Genomic DNA, 15,850 nt, shown 5'->3' with positions numbered 1-15,850 from the left:
GGTGTCCAGACCTACCAAGCTGGTGATAGAGCCAAGCGCTTTGCATCATAACCTAACGCGAATAAGACATTTTGCCCCAGGCAAGAGAATAATTGCTATGGTTAAGGCTAATGCTTATGGTTGTGGTGTGCATGTTGTAGCACCAATATTGGAAGGGCATGTAGATGCTTTTGGTGTAGCGTGTATTGAAGAAGCCCTTGTTCTTCGTAAAATTGGAATACGAACTCATTGTATTCTTTTCCAAGGCATATTTAGTCCTGATGAATTTAAGGTGGTAGCACAGCATCAATTTGGATGTGTTATACATCAACCGCATCAAGTGCAGTGGCTTTTAAATACCCCTCTGGATACACCGATAAAACTTTGGGTTAAAGTAAATACAGGAATGCATCGTTTGGGTTTTAAGACTCATGAGTTGCAAGGAGTAATGGAGGCATTACAGTCTTGTCCTTGGGTGGATAAAGAGATTGGCTTGATGACCCATCTGGCGTGTGCTGATGAGCCTGAACGCATAGAAAATTATCAGCAAATTACTTTGTTTGAGAGTATTTCTGTCTCCGGGTTTAGTCAACGCAGTGTTGCCAACTCAGCTGCTATTATTTCTTTTCCGCAAACTCATATGGATGTTGTCAGGCCTGGTATTATGCTTTATGGTGTATCACCTTTTGCCGATCAGACTGCAATTGATTTGGGTTTACTTCCTGTAATGCGTTTTGTTTCAGCAATTAGTGCAGTTCATTATAATCCTCCTTTGGCTCAAGTTGGGTATGGTGGTATTTGGAAAAGTGAGAAGTCTTCCATTATTGGAGTTGTTGCTGCGGGTTATGGTGATGGTTATCCACGACATATTGCGGCAAACACCCCAGTTTGGGTGCAAGGCAAAGAGGTTCCTATTGTAGGGCGAGTTTCAATGGATATGCTTGCTGTAGACTTAACAGAGCATCCAGAAATAAAGCCTGGAGCACCTGTTGAGCTTTGGGGTACACATATTTTAGTTGAGCGAATCGCACGAGCAGCAGGCACTTCGGGTTATGAATTATTATGTCAAATTTCTGAACGAGTGCGTCACGATTAAATGAATTATTTTTTATTGTAATCAGTGTACATTGTAGCCTGGAAGTAATGGTATGCACCTTAGGATTGAAAAAGTTTATTTATTATAGAAGTAAGTTTTGTTTCGCGGCATCCAAGCTAGAATATTTAGATTTTCCTTAACTATGGATAATAACTGAGCGTGATGTTAGAATTAAAACCGATTTCTATAACCTCTTAATTGGGTGATATGTTATGAAAAAAATAGCTGTTGCATCATTGTCTTTATTATTGGTTGGTTGTGCCTCAATGAATCATGAAGACGTAGGTACTATCTCAGGTGGAGTTATCGGCGGATTGATTGGAAGCCAATTTGGTGGTGGCCCAGCAGCTAAATTGGCTGCAACAGCAGGTGGTGCTATTGTTGGCGCTTACTTGGGTGGTCAAATTGGTAAGACTATGGACAAAGTAGATAGAATGGAAATGCAACGTGCATTGGAAACCGCACCAACAGGGAAAGCTGTGAATTGGTCAAATCCAGATACTGGATATCGGTATACAGTACAGCCTACACGTACTTATTATCGTGAGCGTTTGCCCTGCCGCGAATACCTCACCTCGGCAATCATTGACGGCAAAAAACAAACATTACGGGGGAGTGCATGCCGTCAGCCAGATGGTACATGGCATGTTGTAAGCTAATAACTATATCTATATAGCCTGGGTGTAGCGAAGCGAAACCTGGGCTCCGTTTCGCTAACCCTTTACAGACTGAGTTATATCTTAGGGAGCCTGGCGTTGCAGTCAGGGCTCATGATGGTTCGCGCTACAAACTGCAACCAGGTCTTTAAAATTGCATGAAATTTTGTTTGTGTCAGATTTAATGTAGATTTTGATGTATACTCCACTTTTAATGATAGTCTCTTAACTCAAGTGTTTTTTAGATTTTTCTAATTCCAAATCAAATTTGTTGTCTTCTAATTGAGGAAGCCCAATTTTTAATCGTTCAACATTAATTTGGTTTTTATCATAAGTAAATCCTTCATATGGAGGGATAATAGTTCCTACTGTTAAATCCATTTCATTATCATCTTCCTGGACCAGCTGAGTTCCATATTTTTAAAATCAACTAAAAGCCCATTTTCAGGGAAATCCCCTATCCAATCCGCTTGAAAAACTAAGCCAAGTCCCTCAAGGTAATCGAGAATCTCTGATTTAGGTATAGATAGCCACTTTCTGTGGTAAACACGGGGTCTTCAGCTGTTTCACCAGTTAGTTTATTATTATCAGAATCTGAAGAATACATCATATTGGACTAATCGAAAGTCTTTAATAATTATAGCGTATGAGTTTATTAGAAAATTGATGACCTTTAGCCATTGGCGCTAATCAATAAGCGTAGATCCTTTCTTTCAAGGCAAACGAAATGTTTATTAAAAGCCTGTTTATTTTTAAGCCCCTCAAGATAAGATGAGCTACTTTTAGCATGACAGCGACAATATAATTTTTTTTGGCTTCTGCCTTGGGTATAATCCTAATCTCTATTTTAGCATAAGGCCGGACTTCGCAAGCTCAGCACCAGCCTATATAGTTATGACATAATAATCATACTACAGCTTCGCTATTTTGCTTCCGCATCCTTTTTTATTACTTTCCTCTTCTTTTTTATTACTTCCCCACTCATTTTAGTGTCACAACAGACGCACTTGCAGCCACTAAATAAATTGTATAACCAAGCAATCAAAAAGCCTGTGATGAATGCATCAATGAAACCTATAACGGCTCCTAATAGACTTCCTTTGATTGAAGGCTCATATCCAGGATATAACGAACCCACCGCAAGTACAAAACCATGTCCGTACGTATAATAGTAAGCAAGTAGTCCAAGTATCAAAATAGATATGCCCCAAAGAACTCCAAATGCAAGACCTAGACCCAGGGGGCTTAATTTGCAACCGTTCATGCTTGTTTCTCCTTTTTATAGAAATCGTCCTATAAAAACCGCAGCCTGGGTGCAGCGAGCGAACCCCAGGAATTCATTTACGAAACCCAGGTTTCGCTTCGCTGCACCCAGGCTACAAAGCTACAAAATTGCAATAAATTCAACTGCCTTTCTGAAAGTATAGACTACAACATTAATTAATTAATAATTTTTCACAGATCGAAAAATATAATATTTCTAATTGATACAGATCGCTTAAGGAAACACATTCATTCACTTGGTGAATGGTGGCATTAACGGGTCCAAGTTCTACTACTTCAACACCATAAGGTGCGATGAAGCGGCCATCAGATGTTCCACCACTGGTAGAAAGTTCGGGTGTCTTTCCTGTAAGTGCGAGAATTGCTTCCTTACAACTTTCCAATAAGGATCCATGAGAAGTTAAGAAAGGTTCACCACTTAGGCGCCATTCGATAATGGGATTCAGATTGTGCTCTTGAAAAGCAGCAATGATTTTTTCTTTTAATGAGTGGTGTGTTTGTTCTGTTGAGTATCGAAAATTCAGGTGTAGTATTAACTCCCCAGGAATTATATTTGCAGCATGGCCTCCAGATTGGAGGTGGGTAATTTGCATGGATGTTGGCGGAAAATGGGCGTTGCCCTGATCCCAAAGTGTTGTGGTTAGCTTCGTAAGTGCGGGACTAATTTTATGTATTGGATTATCCGCCAAATGAGGGTAGGCAACATGCCCTTGTTTCCCATGTAAGGTAATTTGGGCACTCAATGAACCACGCCTGCCAATTTTAATTACATCACCAACATGATGAGTACTTGATGGCTCTCCTACAATGCAATAATCAATATGAATGCCTTGATTTTTCAGGAGTTGCATGACATAAGGTGTGCCCATATCATAATCATTACCTTCTTCACCGCTGGTAATTAGAAAACCTAATCTTCCCTGGAATTTGGGATAGGTTTTTACAAATCGTTGTGCCATAAGCAGCATGCAAGCAAGACTTCCTTTCATGTCAGCAACACCACGCCCATAGAGCATTCCATTTTTATTTTCCACTGTAAAAGGATCAGAAAACCATTTTGTTAGGTCACCAACAGGAACCACGTCCGTATGACCAGCAAATACAAGCAAAGGACCTAATTCTCCATAAGAGGCAAAGAAGTTGCAAACAGGCCCTTTATTCATGCGTTGGCACCTAAATCCTGCTTGTTCCAAAAAATGGATCATAAATTCTTGGCAGTCCGCATCTTCAGGTGTGATCGATGGAAAATGAACAAGTTTTGTTACCATTTCTTGTAAATCTTCCTCTAAAGCAGGGAATACTTTAGTCATGCTAACTTGCTCTCAATAGTTCATTAATGCTTACTTTTGCTCTTGTTTTTTCGTCTACCTGTTTTACAATGACCGCACAATACAAACTGTAACTCTTGTCTTCACTGGGAAGATTCCCTGCAACCACCACTGATCCTGCCGGGATACGTCCATAAGTAATTTCTCCAGTGAGGCGATTATATATTTTAGTGCTTTGTCCTAAGTACACGCCCATAGATAATACGGAATTGCGTTCTACGATAACGCCTTCGACGACTTCTGAGCGAGCACCGATAAAACAATTGTCTTCGATAATTGTGGGGTTAGCTTGCAAGGGCTCTAAAACACCGCCTATGCCTACTCCACCTGAAAGGTGCACGTTTTTACCGATTTGAGCGCAAGAACCCACAGTTGCCCAAGTATCAACCATGACACCTTCATCAATATATGCGCCCACATTGACATAGGATGGCATTAAAACGCAGTTTTTGGCAATGTAAGCCCCTTTGCGAACCATGGCATGTGGAACCACGCGTACTCCTGTTTGTTTGAATTGTTCTTCAGTGTAGTTATTGTATTTGAGGGGTACTTTGTCATAAAACTGACAAAAGCCTGAATCAATCACTTGATTGGGATAAAGCCTAAAAGATAAAAGGACCGCTTTTTTTATCCATTGATGAACTACCCATTCATTATTTATTTTTTCCGCAACCCGGTACTGGCCGTTGTCCAAACAAGAAAGTACTTCATTCACCGCTGTAATAAGTTCGGGAGATGCTGTATCAATTGATAATGTTTGGCGTTGTTCAAAAGCTCGTTCGATTAGAGTTTGTAAATTCTGCATCTGTTTTTCCTGTATTTTGTGTAGATAAGTGGTCAACCCTGTCAGGGAACGGCTTTATTTGGCGCATCTTGCGAGAAAATGTTCCTAGTCAATGCTCACATACTGCTTTATGCTGCGCTTGTTTAGAAAAATTTTCTCATAGCCTGAGCTAAAATCCAACCGCTCGAGTAAACATAACGTAGAGCGTGCATGATTATTTTTATAGCTTGGGGTGCAACGCAGTAAAGGCTGGGAGTTCTTACTCAGTTGAAGCCAGACCCCGCTGCGCTGCACTCAGGCTACCCAAATGCATCCTGGCTTTAATATGCAAGCGCATATTCCAAATCAGCTTGTAAATCTTTCACATGTTCGATACCTGCAGAGAGTCGAATAAATCCATCCTCTATACCCAGTTGCTTACGCTTTTCTGGAGGTATAGAAGCATGAGTCATAATCGCTGGATGCTCTATCAAGCTTTCTACACCACCTAAACTTTCAGCGAGCGTAAACAATTCACAACGTGCAAGAAAACGTTTGGCTGAATCAATACCGCCATCAATTACCATGGAAATCATGCCGCCAAACCCCTGCATCTGTTCTTTAGCTAACTCATGTTGGGGATGGCTTGTAAGGCCAGGATAAATAACTTTTTTTACTTTCGAGTGCGTACTCAACCAATTGGCTAAATGAAGTGCATTCTCGCAATGTCTTTCCATTCGTAATGACAGGGTTTTCAGACTTCTTAAAACAAGAAAACTATCAAATGGGCCTGCAATTCCGCCGCAGGAGTTATGCAGGAAAGCAATTTTATCTGCTAAATTAGGATTGTCACCAACAACTACGACCCCACTGACTACGTCTGAATGACCATTAAGGTATTTAGTTGCTGAATGCAGTACTAGATCAAATCCTAATTCTATAGGTTTTTGAATCCAGGGAGTTGCGAAAGTGTTGTCTGCAACTGCTATGAGATTATGGCGTTTTGCTATCACTGCTATTTCACGTAAATTAGCTAGTTTTAACATGGGATTTGAAGGTGTTTCTACCCAGATCATACGGGTTTTTGGGGTAATCGCAGATTCTATATTGCGTGTGTCAGACATGTCTACGAAAGTAAAGGATAATCCAGATGTACGTGTTTTGACCTTATCAAATAAACGGAAAGTACCTCCATAAAGATCATCTGTGGCAACGACATGATCTCCGGCATCTAATAAATCAATCACTGTGTTTATCGCAGCCATTCCAGAAGCAAAAGCAAAACCACGTTTGCCTGATTCCAAACTGGCGATACACCCTTCATAGGCTCCACGAGTAGGATTATGGGTACGAGAGTACTCATAGCCCAGATGTTCACCTGGAGCAATTTGTTTGTAGGTTGATGTTGCATAGATAGGAGTCATAACCGCACCGGTACTTGGACATGGTTCCTGGCCAGCATGAATGGCTCGAGTTTCAAAGTGATGCTTTTTCATTGGACTATCCTTAAGTGCTGTAAAAATCTTTATGTCGATACTTTCTTTCATTAGAAAGAGTGATCTTTTCAGAGTGGGTTATGTAGGATATTCTAGAGGGGGTTGTATGTATAGGCAAGTTCTACTTTTTTGGGGTTTAGCCAGGGTTTAGCGAAGTTTTCATGTACAGCAATTAATGTTTCAGGGGTCGTTTTGGCAATGAAATTTGATCTTCATGCTTTATTTTCAGCAAAATATGCTCAATGGATTATTATCGCCTTGATTTCATTATTTTCCATACTGATTATCGCAGAATATGCTACTTTAATTTTTTCCCCTTTAACTCACCAAGCGGCTCCTGAAACCACAAAAGAGATGCCGGTGATAGCAAAACAGAATTCCTATGATGCGATTTTACACTCTTCTTTATTTGGTGTTTATGTTTCCAATAATCTATCCAGTATTAAAAAATCCATGTTGAATGTTACTTTAGTAGGAATCTTATTTGCTAGTAAGTTAGAAGACTCCCAGGTTATCATTCGTTCTGCGAATGGAGAAGAAAGCTCTTATAAATTAGGAGATACGATACCTGGGGGTGCTGTGATCAAGCGTATTATGGCTGCCGGGATTTTGGTTGAACGTAATGGTAGTTTAGAGAGTTTAAGTTTGCCTAAAAATGAATTAATCTTTGAGCCAGCAGCAAAGCCTTTGGAAGGGGATAAAAATTTATGAGACGTTTATTTAATCGACTAATCGTTGTAATTTTTATTTCTGCCCTTACTGGATGTGCTGTCACTAACAAAATTAATTTGCGGGATGGAATTGATAGTTTCAGAGTCGAAGATTACCGGAGGGCTTTTATCCGGTTAAAGCCATTAGCTCAGCAAGGTCAACCTGATGCGCAATATGCTGTAGGCTATATGTATTATTATGGCAAAGGAGTAGTAGAAGACCGGAAACAAGCTTGGTTTTGGATTAATGCTGCTGCTAATTTGGGACAACCGGATGCAAAAGTAGCGATTCAAATACTAGCCAGTGGTGGATCATTAAGCTAAATTGGCAGTTTTTGGTGTTGGATTTAATGCCCCATGACTTTCAGATTAAAAACTATCTCATTGAACGGTTATTTTTTTATATCAATATTGTAATGAAATGATAATATTTTGCTGGTGGGTTGAGCTAATCCTATGGAATTTATTTGTTTTTTTGCAAACCACTGCCCTTGTTGCCCAGACATTATGTTACCTAATGTTTTAGTTTTTATGCTCAGTGCATTAATTTCCAAGTGAAAATGACTAAAACGATGTTTAAAATTTAGAAGCTTCTGTGGAGAGTCTCCGGATAAATCATAATTCAGACGAATAAAATCAAGAGGACAATCTCCTTCATCCAGACTAGGCAAACACCATAAGCCACCCCATAAGCCTACTGGAGGTCTTTTTTCTAAGTAAATGCAGCCTTGTTCATTGTGTAAAACCAGGAATTGTTGGTAGTGAATGGGAATGGGTTTTCTTACTTTTTTTTCCGGATAGAGATGCTGTTCTTGGTATTTCAATGCCAGACAATTATTCTGAAGAGGACAATGAAGGCAATCAGGTTTTTTTGGAGTGCAACATAGAGCACCTAAATCCATAATTGCTTGAGTGTAATCAGAGCAGTTTTCATTAGGCATACACGAGTCAGCCAATTCCCACAGTGTTTTTTTTACTTGTGCTTGCTCAGGATAGCCTTTAATTCTAAAAAAACGAGTTAAAACTCGCTTAACATTTCCATCCAGAATCGCAACAGGTTGATTAAAGGCTTGTGAGACAATAGCTGCTGCTGTAGATGGACCAATTCCTGGCAATTCTTTTAGTAACTGATAGTCATCAGGAAATACACCGCCATACTGTTGCATCACTATTTTTGCGGTTTGATGAAGATTTCGGGCACGGCTGTAATAACCAAGTCCCGACCATAAAGAAAGTACTTCATCTTCATGAGCTTGAGCCAAATCGCATATGCTGGGGAATCGCTGTATAAAACGATTGAAATAAGGGATTACTGTTTGTACTTGAGTTTGCTGCAGCATAATTTCAGAAAGCCATACCCTGTAGGGCGTTCGGGGCAGTTGCCAGGGAAGATTGGTACGTCCATATAGAGTATACCACTGTAGTAATGGTTGACTAAATTTTTTGTATAAATTCTGTTTGTCCACGCAGGTAATTCTTTGATGCTTTATTGTGGGCATACTGTAAAAAAAGTAATGTTCCAGGTCAATGAGTACGATCATTAATATCCATTTAAATGATACGTACTCGTGGTTTCACTTGAGTATTGTATTAGTCTCTTTAAATTATATCTTGTACAGTGAGTTGATGAGGGCTTTTTGTTTCTTGTTTCTTAGCGGGTTGATAAAAGAATGAACTTGAATCAGTAGTATAAAACTCATTATTAAATTGTAATTGTTCCTCTTCCTTAAGAAAAGGGCCTGGGCCTAAAGCTCTCATAATTGATAATGTAGTGTTATTTTCAATTAAATGAACTTTTTGGGGTTCGCCATTATCCAAATTTGTTTGAATTGACAAAACGGGCTTTAGAATTTCAACACACTGTGCAACATCCTTTTGAGTTTTCAAATCGCCAATACTATGAATAATATTAGAAGGATAAGCATAAATATTTAAATCAGCATAGACTTCGCGAATTTGTTGGAACGTTTCTTTATGTGCCCAGCTTTGTTTTAGAATAATTGCATCATTGGTCATCTCTTTAACACGTGTAAAACCATATTTTTCCATTAGATCCATAAGTAAGTGACGCAATTGTTGAAATGATTCATCATCATAAATATCCATAGAAAATTGGTGTATGTTTTTTTCCTTTAAAAATTGAATAAAGCCATTAACAAATGATGTTGGAGAAGTTTCAGTACTTGAACCAAAATATGTTTTAATTAAATCCCAACTGTTTGCAACTTGTGGACTTAAGTCAACAATAATTACTTGCGGAATACAACTTACTTTTTCCCCTAGATCACAAGCCAAAGCAACGGCACCAAAAATAGAGGTTCCTACAAAAACAAAAGGCTTATCTGTTTTATAGGATTCCAGATCTCCTTTTTTAATGGGATCATTTCCTAACCAAAATGCGAAGCATTCGTTTAATTCCTTAGTCGGAAGTTGTTGAACTTTGGATAAAAGTTGAATTCGTTTTTTCTGCGTTTCTTCAATTTGAGGCGATGTTTCTAATTTGTTTTGCATAATAATGACTTCGATAATCCTAAATAAAGATTTATTGTATTTCAATTGGTATTAAAAATAAACACCATGTTCTTAATTGGCCCTTGATTTAATACTTGAGTACCATTCTTTCTGGAATAAGCAATTGCTTAGATATGGCGTGGCGATACATAAAAAATATTTAAATTTCAATGAGTTAATAAAAACATTATAAGTTAGATGATAAAAATAGCTCGTGATCTTCAGCTATTTGATGAAAAAATTAAAGATGACTCGCTAAGTGTCGATATATAGTCTATCGTTTTAAATAGGGGCACTTGTTGTACTCAGGATGAGTCAAATCAGCTGAATCATTTGCTAAAGGATTGTAGCGAATTCACTAAATGCATTGACGATGTGAGTTTTTTTAAGATTTTTTTAATTTTAAAATGGGGTCAGTTTTTATTTCTCTAGCTTGAATCGAATGGACAGTTGGCCAAGATAGTAGAAACATAAACAGCTCCCACGAATTGAATGCCACTGAGCAAAAAAGATCTTTAGAATGCTTGCAGGTTCAATGCTTAGGTGCATGCTGTAATTTGTTGGTGAGTGATTTAGGTCAAATCTAAGGAGAGATCGATGCACGACCACCAACATGAAATTGTGGTATTAAAACCTACAGCTGTTTTTTTATCATTTCTTGCTTCGCAATTACCTGAAGCAAAGTTACCTGATCTTAGATTATTACAAATTGATAACACCGCATATGTATTGCAGAAGCAAAACTCAGATGATGCAACTCTGGATGAAATAGAAAAGCATTTTTCAACAATGTTTCGTCATGAAATTTGTCGTTGGTTGGGTGATAAAGCACGCAATGAAATTGAAACTAATTTTCTTGATTTTCTTTGTTGCTTTAAATTTGAATTGCACAACCACATTGTTTTAATGGAGCCCTCAATAGAAACAAGTCATCAATTACTGTTCATTAAGCCTCGCGTGGCTTTACTCAACTGGATTAAAAAAACCATGGAAGACCAAGATAATTTGGACGGAGTTATTGAAAAAATAGAGTTATCTCACCTGGAAGAAAACGCTACTGCTTTGGTGAAAAATTTTTCTAATTTGACTGAGATAAAACCCTATATCAAAGAGAACTACATTTCCATTTTTGCAGAAGCGATGAGTCGTATGTCAGGTCAGCCCGATCAATGGCCATTGATTGATTCGCTTCAAACATTTAGTCAGTATTTTGCTATTGAAATTCATACTCAATTGATTCATTTGTCCAATTAAAGGAGTTGACATGGAGCCAGTCAGTATAGCACTTATTTGCACTGCAGGATTGGGAACTGTTGTTATTTTGGCGGCGTTTATAAGACAAATCCTGTTAAGTCGAGACAAGCAGTTAAATGATCAGGCACAAAGCAGGGCATTGACTCAAGAAGTAATGGAACTGGAGCAAATCCGCGCACAAATGCAAAATGAGAAGCGCTTTGATTCCCATTATCAAGTGCTAGGTGCTAATAAAGATGCTATCAGATATATAGATACTAAAATTGAAGAGATTTTAAATAAAAAAACAGAGTTGGTTGAGCGTTATGCCAAAGTTATTGTTAAAGAGTCAGACTCAATAGTTAGTGGGACAGTTTCATCTGAGCGGAAAACTGCGTGTGATCGATTAAGAGAAGAAATTGATCATAAGATAGCATTCTATGATAGTGAACTCAAAGAACTACAGGAAAGAAGAGCTTCTCTATGGGATGCGCATACTGATTTTCAAAGATATCTTTTGAATCAGGAAAAGTCACGAAATGCCAGTTTGGATAGTGTGTACAAACAGCATTCCGCTCTCTTGGAAAAAGTATATTTGCGCCATATCGATGATACAGAAATTGTAGCTGTGAAAAGTATGGAAGCATCAACGATGACTTTTAAAGACATGCTTATGATGCCAATACAATTTTTGATGCAATATTTTGGAGTATCAGTAACTCCTGGAATTTCGTTGGTGCAAACGCGAGTAGAGAATGTAGCACGAGCGAACGTAGATAAAATACAGCATGAAATCAATGATCCAGTGCCTGAGAAACAAGAAGATCTAGTGCATAAGGAGGCTAAGCCACAAAATAAAGTACGCCAAGATGGCCAGCATGATGATGTTCATCAAGAAGAAAAAGAGCAAGAGAAAACTCACTCATTGACACTTGCTTGAAAATTACTCTTCTGAATCATTTGGTGACATTTTTGTCATTATATATTACAATTCGTGTGCATTTGGAGAAATGCACGCTTATGGTCCTAATTGGTGGAGATATATTGATGGCAAGACAACGTTTTTTATGGTTTATTACTTTTATGCTATGCTCCATTCTGGCTTTACCAGGACATAGTACAAGTGTAAATTCCCTTCTTCCTGATGAGCAAAATACTGTACAAGTTTTTCATGACGCATCCCCCAAGGTAGTTTATGTTCACAGACTAGCAACAGTAACCAACAAATCATTACAGAAAAGGCAAGTACCCGACGGGGCTGGTTCTGGAGTTGTCTGGAATAATAATGGGTATATAGTTACCAATTTTCACGTGATTAAGGGCGCTGATAAATTGGCAATTACTTTAGGCAAGTTGACTGTTCCTGTTAAGATAGTCGGAGCAGAACCACGTAAGGATATCGCTGTATTAAAGATTGAATCACCACAAGCTTTAGCGCTGTTAAAAGAATTCAAACCGTTTGAAATAGTACATCTTAATGACCTCATGGTAGGGCAAAAGGCAATTGCAATTGGTAATCCTTTTGGACTGGATCATAGTTTATCTAAAGGTGTGATTTCTGCTTTGGGCAGAAAGGTTCCAGGGATTGGCGGGGTTACCATTCGTAATATGATTCAAACAGATACGCCAATTAATCCGGGCAATTCAGGCGGTCCATTATTGAATAGTGCTGGACAGTTAATTGGTATGAATACGATGATTTATTCCCAATCAGGTTCGTCTGCAGGAATTGGTTTCGCTGTCCCAGCAGATGATATTGATCGTATCGTGACGCAAATTATTAAAAATGGGCGAGTCGTATTGTCCGGTATTGGTATTCAAAGTGTTCCGCCGAGTATTGCTCAGCGATTAGGTATACGCAAAGGAATATTAATCGCAGATGTGATTCGCAATACACCTGCAGCTAAGGCTCATTTGCGAGGTACTCACCGAGATGCTTGGGGACATATCGAGTTAGGTGATATTATTGTAGCATTGAATGGACATGCAGTTCCTAACTATGATGTTTTATACAATATGCTTACTGATATAAAAGTTGGGGAGCAAGTCATTGTATCTATTCAGCGAAATAACAAGCAGATGGATGTTAAAATGAAAACAATTGATATCGCTGGTGTTTAGTGATTTACTAGGAATTCATCCGCTGATGTACTTACAGCTTGGTTTGTGATTCATCTCACCCAGGTATTAAGGTCTGTTTTTGTTTCTACTCTCTTAGCCAAACTGACCTGATTTTCTGCGCTTCATTGCTACACATATTCTATGTATGCGGCGCTTCGGTATTCGAAAATCAAGTCATTTTGACTCAAGCGAAATGGAACAGAGTGAGCTTTAAATTCAAGATCTTTCAAATGATTCGCCAAGGAGAATAAGGATGTTACTTAATAAAGAGGATTCACTCTTATTATTGGTTGATGTGCAAGAAAAATTAACACCAGCCGTACTAGATAGTGAAGCATTTATCACGCGTTGTGAATGGCTTTTAAAATTAGCCAAACGCATTAATGTGCCCATTCTAGTGAGTGAACAATATCCACAAGGTCTTGGAACAACTTTGAAACAGTTTCAATCCTATTTTAATCAACAAGAATGTGTTGTTGATAAAGTAAATTTTTCTTGCATGAGCGAGCCTAAATATGCGGAGCGCTTAAAGCAATTTCATAAAAAACAATTAATTCTTATTGGTATTGAAACACATGTTTGTGTCTTACAAACCGCTCTAGAAATGAAAGATGCAGGATATGATGTTTTTGTTGTTGCCGATGCAGTGAGTTGCCGTGGTGAACAAAATATGAAATATGGATTGAAACGAATGAAACATGCAGGGATTCATTTGGTTACCACAGAAATGGTATTTTTCGAATGGATAAGGAAGGCAGGGACTTCTGAGTTTAAACAATTGAGTAAGGAGTTTTTTTAGGGTTTGCTTTTATTTCTACTACTTTGGCCAGACTGAACTAATTTTTGTGCACTCCGATGCTCACATACAGCATTTATGCTGCTCTTCGGTGCCCAAAAATCCTACCGTTTTGTCTCAAGCTAGTGAATAAAAAAAGCCCCTGGATTGCTACAATATCTATAATTATGGAGAGACATAGTGAATTTTACGAATCAAATCGCCTTGATTACAGGTGGTGCCTCAGGTATGGGCAAAGCAAGTGTTCAATACTTACAGAAGCGAGGAATGCGAGTTGTAGTGTGGGATAAAGAAGAAGATGGCCAAAGCGAAGCCGATTTATTTATCAGTTGTGATGTAACCAGTGATGAATCAGTTGAAAAGGCGATGCAACAAACAATAGAACAATTAGGAACACCGAGAGTTTGTGTGAATTGCGCCGGAATTGCTCCCGCAAAGCGTATTGTTGGGAAAGAGGGGGCAATGCCTTTGGCTGCATTTAAACAAGTAATTGATGTTAATCTTATTGGTACTTTCAATGTAATGAGAGTTGCAGCACATGCAATGACCCTCTTGGATTTAGAAAGTAATTCCCAGGAACGTGGTGTTATTGTTAACACTGCCTCTATTGCCGCATTTGAAGGACAAATTGGTCAAGCTGCATATAGTGCTTCCAAAGGTGGGGTTGTGGCAATGACTTTACCTGCTGCGCGAGAGCTCGCTCAGTTCGCCATTCGCGTAAATACCATTGCCCCAGGATTAATAGCGACACCCATGTTATTAAATATGCCACAAGAAGTACAAGATAATTTAGTGGCAACCATGACTTTCCCCAAACGCTTTGGTAAACCCGATGAATTTGCTTCATTAGTTGCACATATTATTGAAAATGGAATGATGAATGGTGAAGTGATCCGTTTGGATGGTGCTCTTCGCATGAAGTAAATCTCGGTTTTTAATGGAGTCGTAGCGCGTAGCTTTGGTATAAAGAAGCAAACTCATACTGTACTGGCTTCACAATCTCGGCGCCAGCCTGCAGATGGTAGCTGTTTGCTTGCAAAACAGTTTGTTTCGTGCTCAAAGAGATCTGGGCTGAAAAACCTGGTTTACGCTTGCTGTAAAGACAATTTGTTGAGGTAGTGCGCACCTGCTTACCCAAAGCGAAAGAGCTCCTCCATGTTGGCCTCGTCATCCATATCACCTCCCTGGTTGTCTGCATAATAAGCATTAATTTCATTGGTATCAACCACTACAATTTGCTTGGGGGAGGGGCTCCCAGCAGCATTTTCCCAACCCAAAACAATTTTTTGTTTTCCTGCATTAACTAGTCCATATTCATCACCCAAATCAATCCAGCGATGTCCCGAACTATCAATGACCAAATAGGATTTATAGGCGGCTATTTCAGTATAAATATTCTCTTTAGCCAGTTTTAATTGCAGCTCTTCAATAAATGCCTTGGTTTCACCAAGATGGCATGCGACAAGGGTGAGTCGTTTAACTGCCTGTAATGAACAATCTTCTACTAGTCGTTCTACCAACATGTCTGCATCGCAATCGGAAAACTTATATGTCCCTTTTGTACCATGACCAACTAGAAGCAAATGGGATTGTGACGTTAATTGGCTCAGATCAGGAAAATAATTAAGGGTGGTAGAATATATTAATCGATTTTCTTCTTTAAAATGAATTCCTAACAGATTTTTAGCATTTTCCTTAATGGCACTATCATTTTGCGATGTTTTATCAGAATAAAATTCAATTACAGTAGCTCGATCGTATTTTTTTGAAAAAAATTTCATAGAATTCACAAAGAAAAAAATTAACTTATTATACATATTTTCAATTGCTATGTATTAAATAAAGCCAATAAGGTTTTTATATTGATATTTTATTGA

Annotated in this window: 17 protein-coding genes; 9 read left to right on the top strand and 8 right to left on the bottom strand. The window is 38.6% G+C overall.

The features are described 5' to 3' along the window. Window position 1 precedes the first annotated feature (1 nt). Together alr and Lpar_RS17050 are read left to right on the top strand one after the other, a co-directional pair. Window positions 2-1,075 carry an alanine racemase gene (gene alr / locus Lpar_RS17055; protein ID WP_058518962.1) on the top strand — a complete coding sequence of 358 codons (1,074 nt, stop codon included), beginning with the start codon at window positions 2-4 and terminating at the stop codon, window positions 1,073-1,075. 212 nt (window positions 1,076-1,287) lie between these two features. Next, a complete protein-coding gene (locus Lpar_RS17050) occupies window positions 1,288-1,734 on the top strand; it encodes an RT0821/Lpp0805 family surface protein (protein WP_058518961.1) in 447 nt (148 codons plus the stop codon). Window positions 1,735-1,956: 222 nt separating this feature from the next. Here the strand turns inward: Lpar_RS17050 and Lpar_RS18970 are convergent, their stop codons facing one another. From Lpar_RS18970 to Lpar_RS17030, 5 genes are all read right to left on the bottom strand, one after another. Then, window positions 1,957-2,112, bottom strand: a complete 156-nt coding sequence (locus tag Lpar_RS18970) for a hypothetical protein (protein ID WP_156416217.1) — start codon at window positions 2,110-2,112, stop codon at window positions 1,957-1,959. Window positions 2,113-2,653: 541 nt separating this feature from the next. Beyond that, entirely contained in the window at window positions 2,654-2,995 is a 342-nt protein-coding gene (locus Lpar_RS17045; RefSeq protein WP_058518960.1) for a bacteriophage holin, read from the bottom strand. Window positions 2,996-3,167: 172 nt separating this feature from the next. Next, complete coding sequence (dapE, locus tag Lpar_RS17040) at window positions 3,168-4,325, bottom strand: succinyl-diaminopimelate desuccinylase (RefSeq protein ID WP_058518959.1); 1,158 nt, start codon at window positions 4,323-4,325, stop codon at window positions 3,168-3,170. Window position 4,326: 1 nt separating this feature from the next. Then, the gene (dapD, locus tag Lpar_RS17035) at window positions 4,327-5,148 is read right to left on the bottom strand and encodes a 2,3,4,5-tetrahydropyridine-2,6-dicarboxylate N-succinyltransferase (RefSeq protein WP_058518958.1); all 822 of its coding nucleotides are present in this window, start codon (window positions 5,146-5,148) and stop codon (window positions 4,327-4,329) included. Between the two features lie 299 nt (window positions 5,149-5,447). Continuing rightward, entirely contained in the window at window positions 5,448-6,602 is a 1,155-nt protein-coding gene (locus tag Lpar_RS17030) for a trans-sulfuration enzyme family protein (protein ID WP_058518957.1), read from the bottom strand. A 198-nt stretch (window positions 6,603-6,800) separates the two neighbouring features. Here Lpar_RS17030 and Lpar_RS17025 point away from each other — a divergent pair, with 198 nt between their 5' ends. Together Lpar_RS17025 and Lpar_RS17020 are read left to right on the top strand one after the other, a co-directional pair. Beyond that, entirely contained in the window at window positions 6,801-7,313 is a 513-nt protein-coding gene (locus Lpar_RS17025; protein ID WP_058518956.1) for a type II secretion system protein N, read from the top strand. After that, complete coding sequence (locus Lpar_RS17020) at window positions 7,310-7,636, top strand: SEL1-like repeat protein (protein ID WP_058518955.1); 327 nt, start codon at window positions 7,310-7,312, stop codon at window positions 7,634-7,636. The genes Lpar_RS17025 and Lpar_RS17020 overlap by 4 nt, the downstream gene beginning before the upstream one ends. 68 nt (window positions 7,637-7,704) lie before the next feature. Here the strand turns inward: Lpar_RS17020 and mutY are convergent, their stop codons facing one another. Together mutY and Lpar_RS17010 are read right to left on the bottom strand one after the other, a co-directional pair. Next, window positions 7,705-8,778 carry an A/G-specific adenine glycosylase gene (mutY, locus tag Lpar_RS17015; RefSeq protein WP_165482426.1) on the bottom strand — a complete coding sequence of 358 codons (1,074 nt, stop codon included), beginning with the start codon at window positions 8,776-8,778 and terminating at the stop codon, window positions 7,705-7,707. A 133-nt stretch (window positions 8,779-8,911) separates the two neighbouring features. Beyond that, window positions 8,912-9,823 (bottom strand): hypothetical protein, encoded by a 912-nt coding sequence (locus Lpar_RS17010; protein ID WP_058518954.1) that lies wholly within the window; start codon window positions 9,821-9,823, stop codon window positions 8,912-8,914. A gap of 597 nt (window positions 9,824-10,420) precedes the next feature. Here Lpar_RS17010 and Lpar_RS17005 point away from each other — a divergent pair. The 5 genes from Lpar_RS17005 to Lpar_RS16985 all read left to right on the top strand — a co-directional run bounded on the left by Lpar_RS17005 (window position 10,421) and on the right by Lpar_RS16985 (window position 14,897). Then, window positions 10,421-11,077 (top strand): hypothetical protein, encoded by a 657-nt coding sequence (locus tag Lpar_RS17005; protein ID WP_058518953.1) that lies wholly within the window; start codon window positions 10,421-10,423, stop codon window positions 11,075-11,077. A gap of 10 nt (window positions 11,078-11,087) precedes the next feature. Next, complete coding sequence (locus tag Lpar_RS17000; protein WP_058518952.1) at window positions 11,088-11,996, top strand: hypothetical protein; 909 nt, start codon at window positions 11,088-11,090, stop codon at window positions 11,994-11,996. A 107-nt stretch (window positions 11,997-12,103) separates the two neighbouring features. Next, window positions 12,104-13,177: a S1C family serine protease gene (locus Lpar_RS16995; protein ID WP_058519313.1), complete on the top strand. Its 1,074-nt coding sequence runs from the start codon at window positions 12,104-12,106 to the stop codon at window positions 13,175-13,177. 253 nt (window positions 13,178-13,430) lie between these two features. Next, the gene (locus tag Lpar_RS16990; RefSeq protein ID WP_058518951.1) at window positions 13,431-13,976 is read left to right on the top strand and encodes a hydrolase; all 546 of its coding nucleotides are present in this window, start codon (window positions 13,431-13,433) and stop codon (window positions 13,974-13,976) included. A 177-nt stretch (window positions 13,977-14,153) separates the two neighbouring features. Beyond that, entirely contained in the window at window positions 14,154-14,897 is a 744-nt protein-coding gene (locus tag Lpar_RS16985) for an SDR family NAD(P)-dependent oxidoreductase (RefSeq protein WP_058518950.1), read from the top strand. Window positions 14,898-15,103: 206 nt separating this feature from the next. Here the strand turns inward: Lpar_RS16985 and Lpar_RS16975 are convergent, their stop codons facing one another. Beyond that, entirely contained in the window at window positions 15,104-15,754 is a 651-nt protein-coding gene (locus tag Lpar_RS16975; RefSeq protein ID WP_082650440.1) for a C80 family cysteine peptidase, read from the bottom strand. Window positions 15,755-15,850 lie beyond the last annotated feature (96 nt).

Source organism: Legionella parisiensis (assembly GCF_001467945.1).
Classification (GTDB): domain Bacteria; phylum Pseudomonadota; class Gammaproteobacteria; order Legionellales; family Legionellaceae; genus Legionella; species Legionella parisiensis.
The sequence above is the reverse complement of the archived record's forward strand: the minus strand, read 5'-3'. Positions and strand labels throughout refer to the sequence as shown.

Bases quoted from the DNA above. Each gene is read 5' to 3' on its own strand.
- Lpar_RS17000 (WP_058518952.1), top strand. From the start codon at position 11,088: ATGGAGCCAGTCAGTATAGCACTTATTTGCACTGCAGGATTGGGAACT.
- Lpar_RS17020 (WP_058518955.1), top strand. From the start codon at position 7,310: ATGAGACGTTTATTTAATCGACTAATCGTTGTAATTTTTATTTCTGCC.
- Lpar_RS16975 (WP_082650440.1), bottom strand. From the start codon at position 15,754: ATGAAATTTTTTTCAAAAAAATACGATCGAGCTACTGTAATTGAATTT.
- dapD (WP_058518958.1), bottom strand. From the start codon at position 5,148: ATGCAGAATTTACAAACTCTAATCGAACGAGCTTTTGAACAACGCCAA.
- Lpar_RS17045 (WP_058518960.1), bottom strand. From the start codon at position 2,995: ATGAACGGTTGCAAATTAAGCCCCCTGGGTCTAGGTCTTGCATTTGGA.
- Lpar_RS17050 (WP_058518961.1), top strand. From the start codon at position 1,288: ATGAAAAAAATAGCTGTTGCATCATTGTCTTTATTATTGGTTGGTTGT.
- dapE (WP_058518959.1), bottom strand. From the start codon at position 4,325: ATGACTAAAGTATTCCCTGCTTTAGAGGAAGATTTACAAGAAATGGTA.
- Lpar_RS18970 (WP_156416217.1), bottom strand. From the start codon at position 2,112: ATGGATTTAACAGTAGGAACTATTATCCCTCCATATGAAGGATTTACT.
- Lpar_RS16990 (WP_058518951.1), top strand. From the start codon at position 13,431: ATGTTACTTAATAAAGAGGATTCACTCTTATTATTGGTTGATGTGCAA.
- Lpar_RS17025 (WP_058518956.1), top strand. From the start codon at position 6,801: ATGAAATTTGATCTTCATGCTTTATTTTCAGCAAAATATGCTCAATGG.
- Lpar_RS16995 (WP_058519313.1), top strand. From the start codon at position 12,104: ATGGCAAGACAACGTTTTTTATGGTTTATTACTTTTATGCTATGCTCC.
- Lpar_RS17030 (WP_058518957.1), bottom strand. From the start codon at position 6,602: ATGAAAAAGCATCACTTTGAAACTCGAGCCATTCATGCTGGCCAGGAA.
- Lpar_RS17010 (WP_058518954.1), bottom strand. From the start codon at position 9,823: ATGCAAAACAAATTAGAAACATCGCCTCAAATTGAAGAAACGCAGAAA.
- Lpar_RS17005 (WP_058518953.1), top strand. From the start codon at position 10,421: ATGCACGACCACCAACATGAAATTGTGGTATTAAAACCTACAGCTGTT.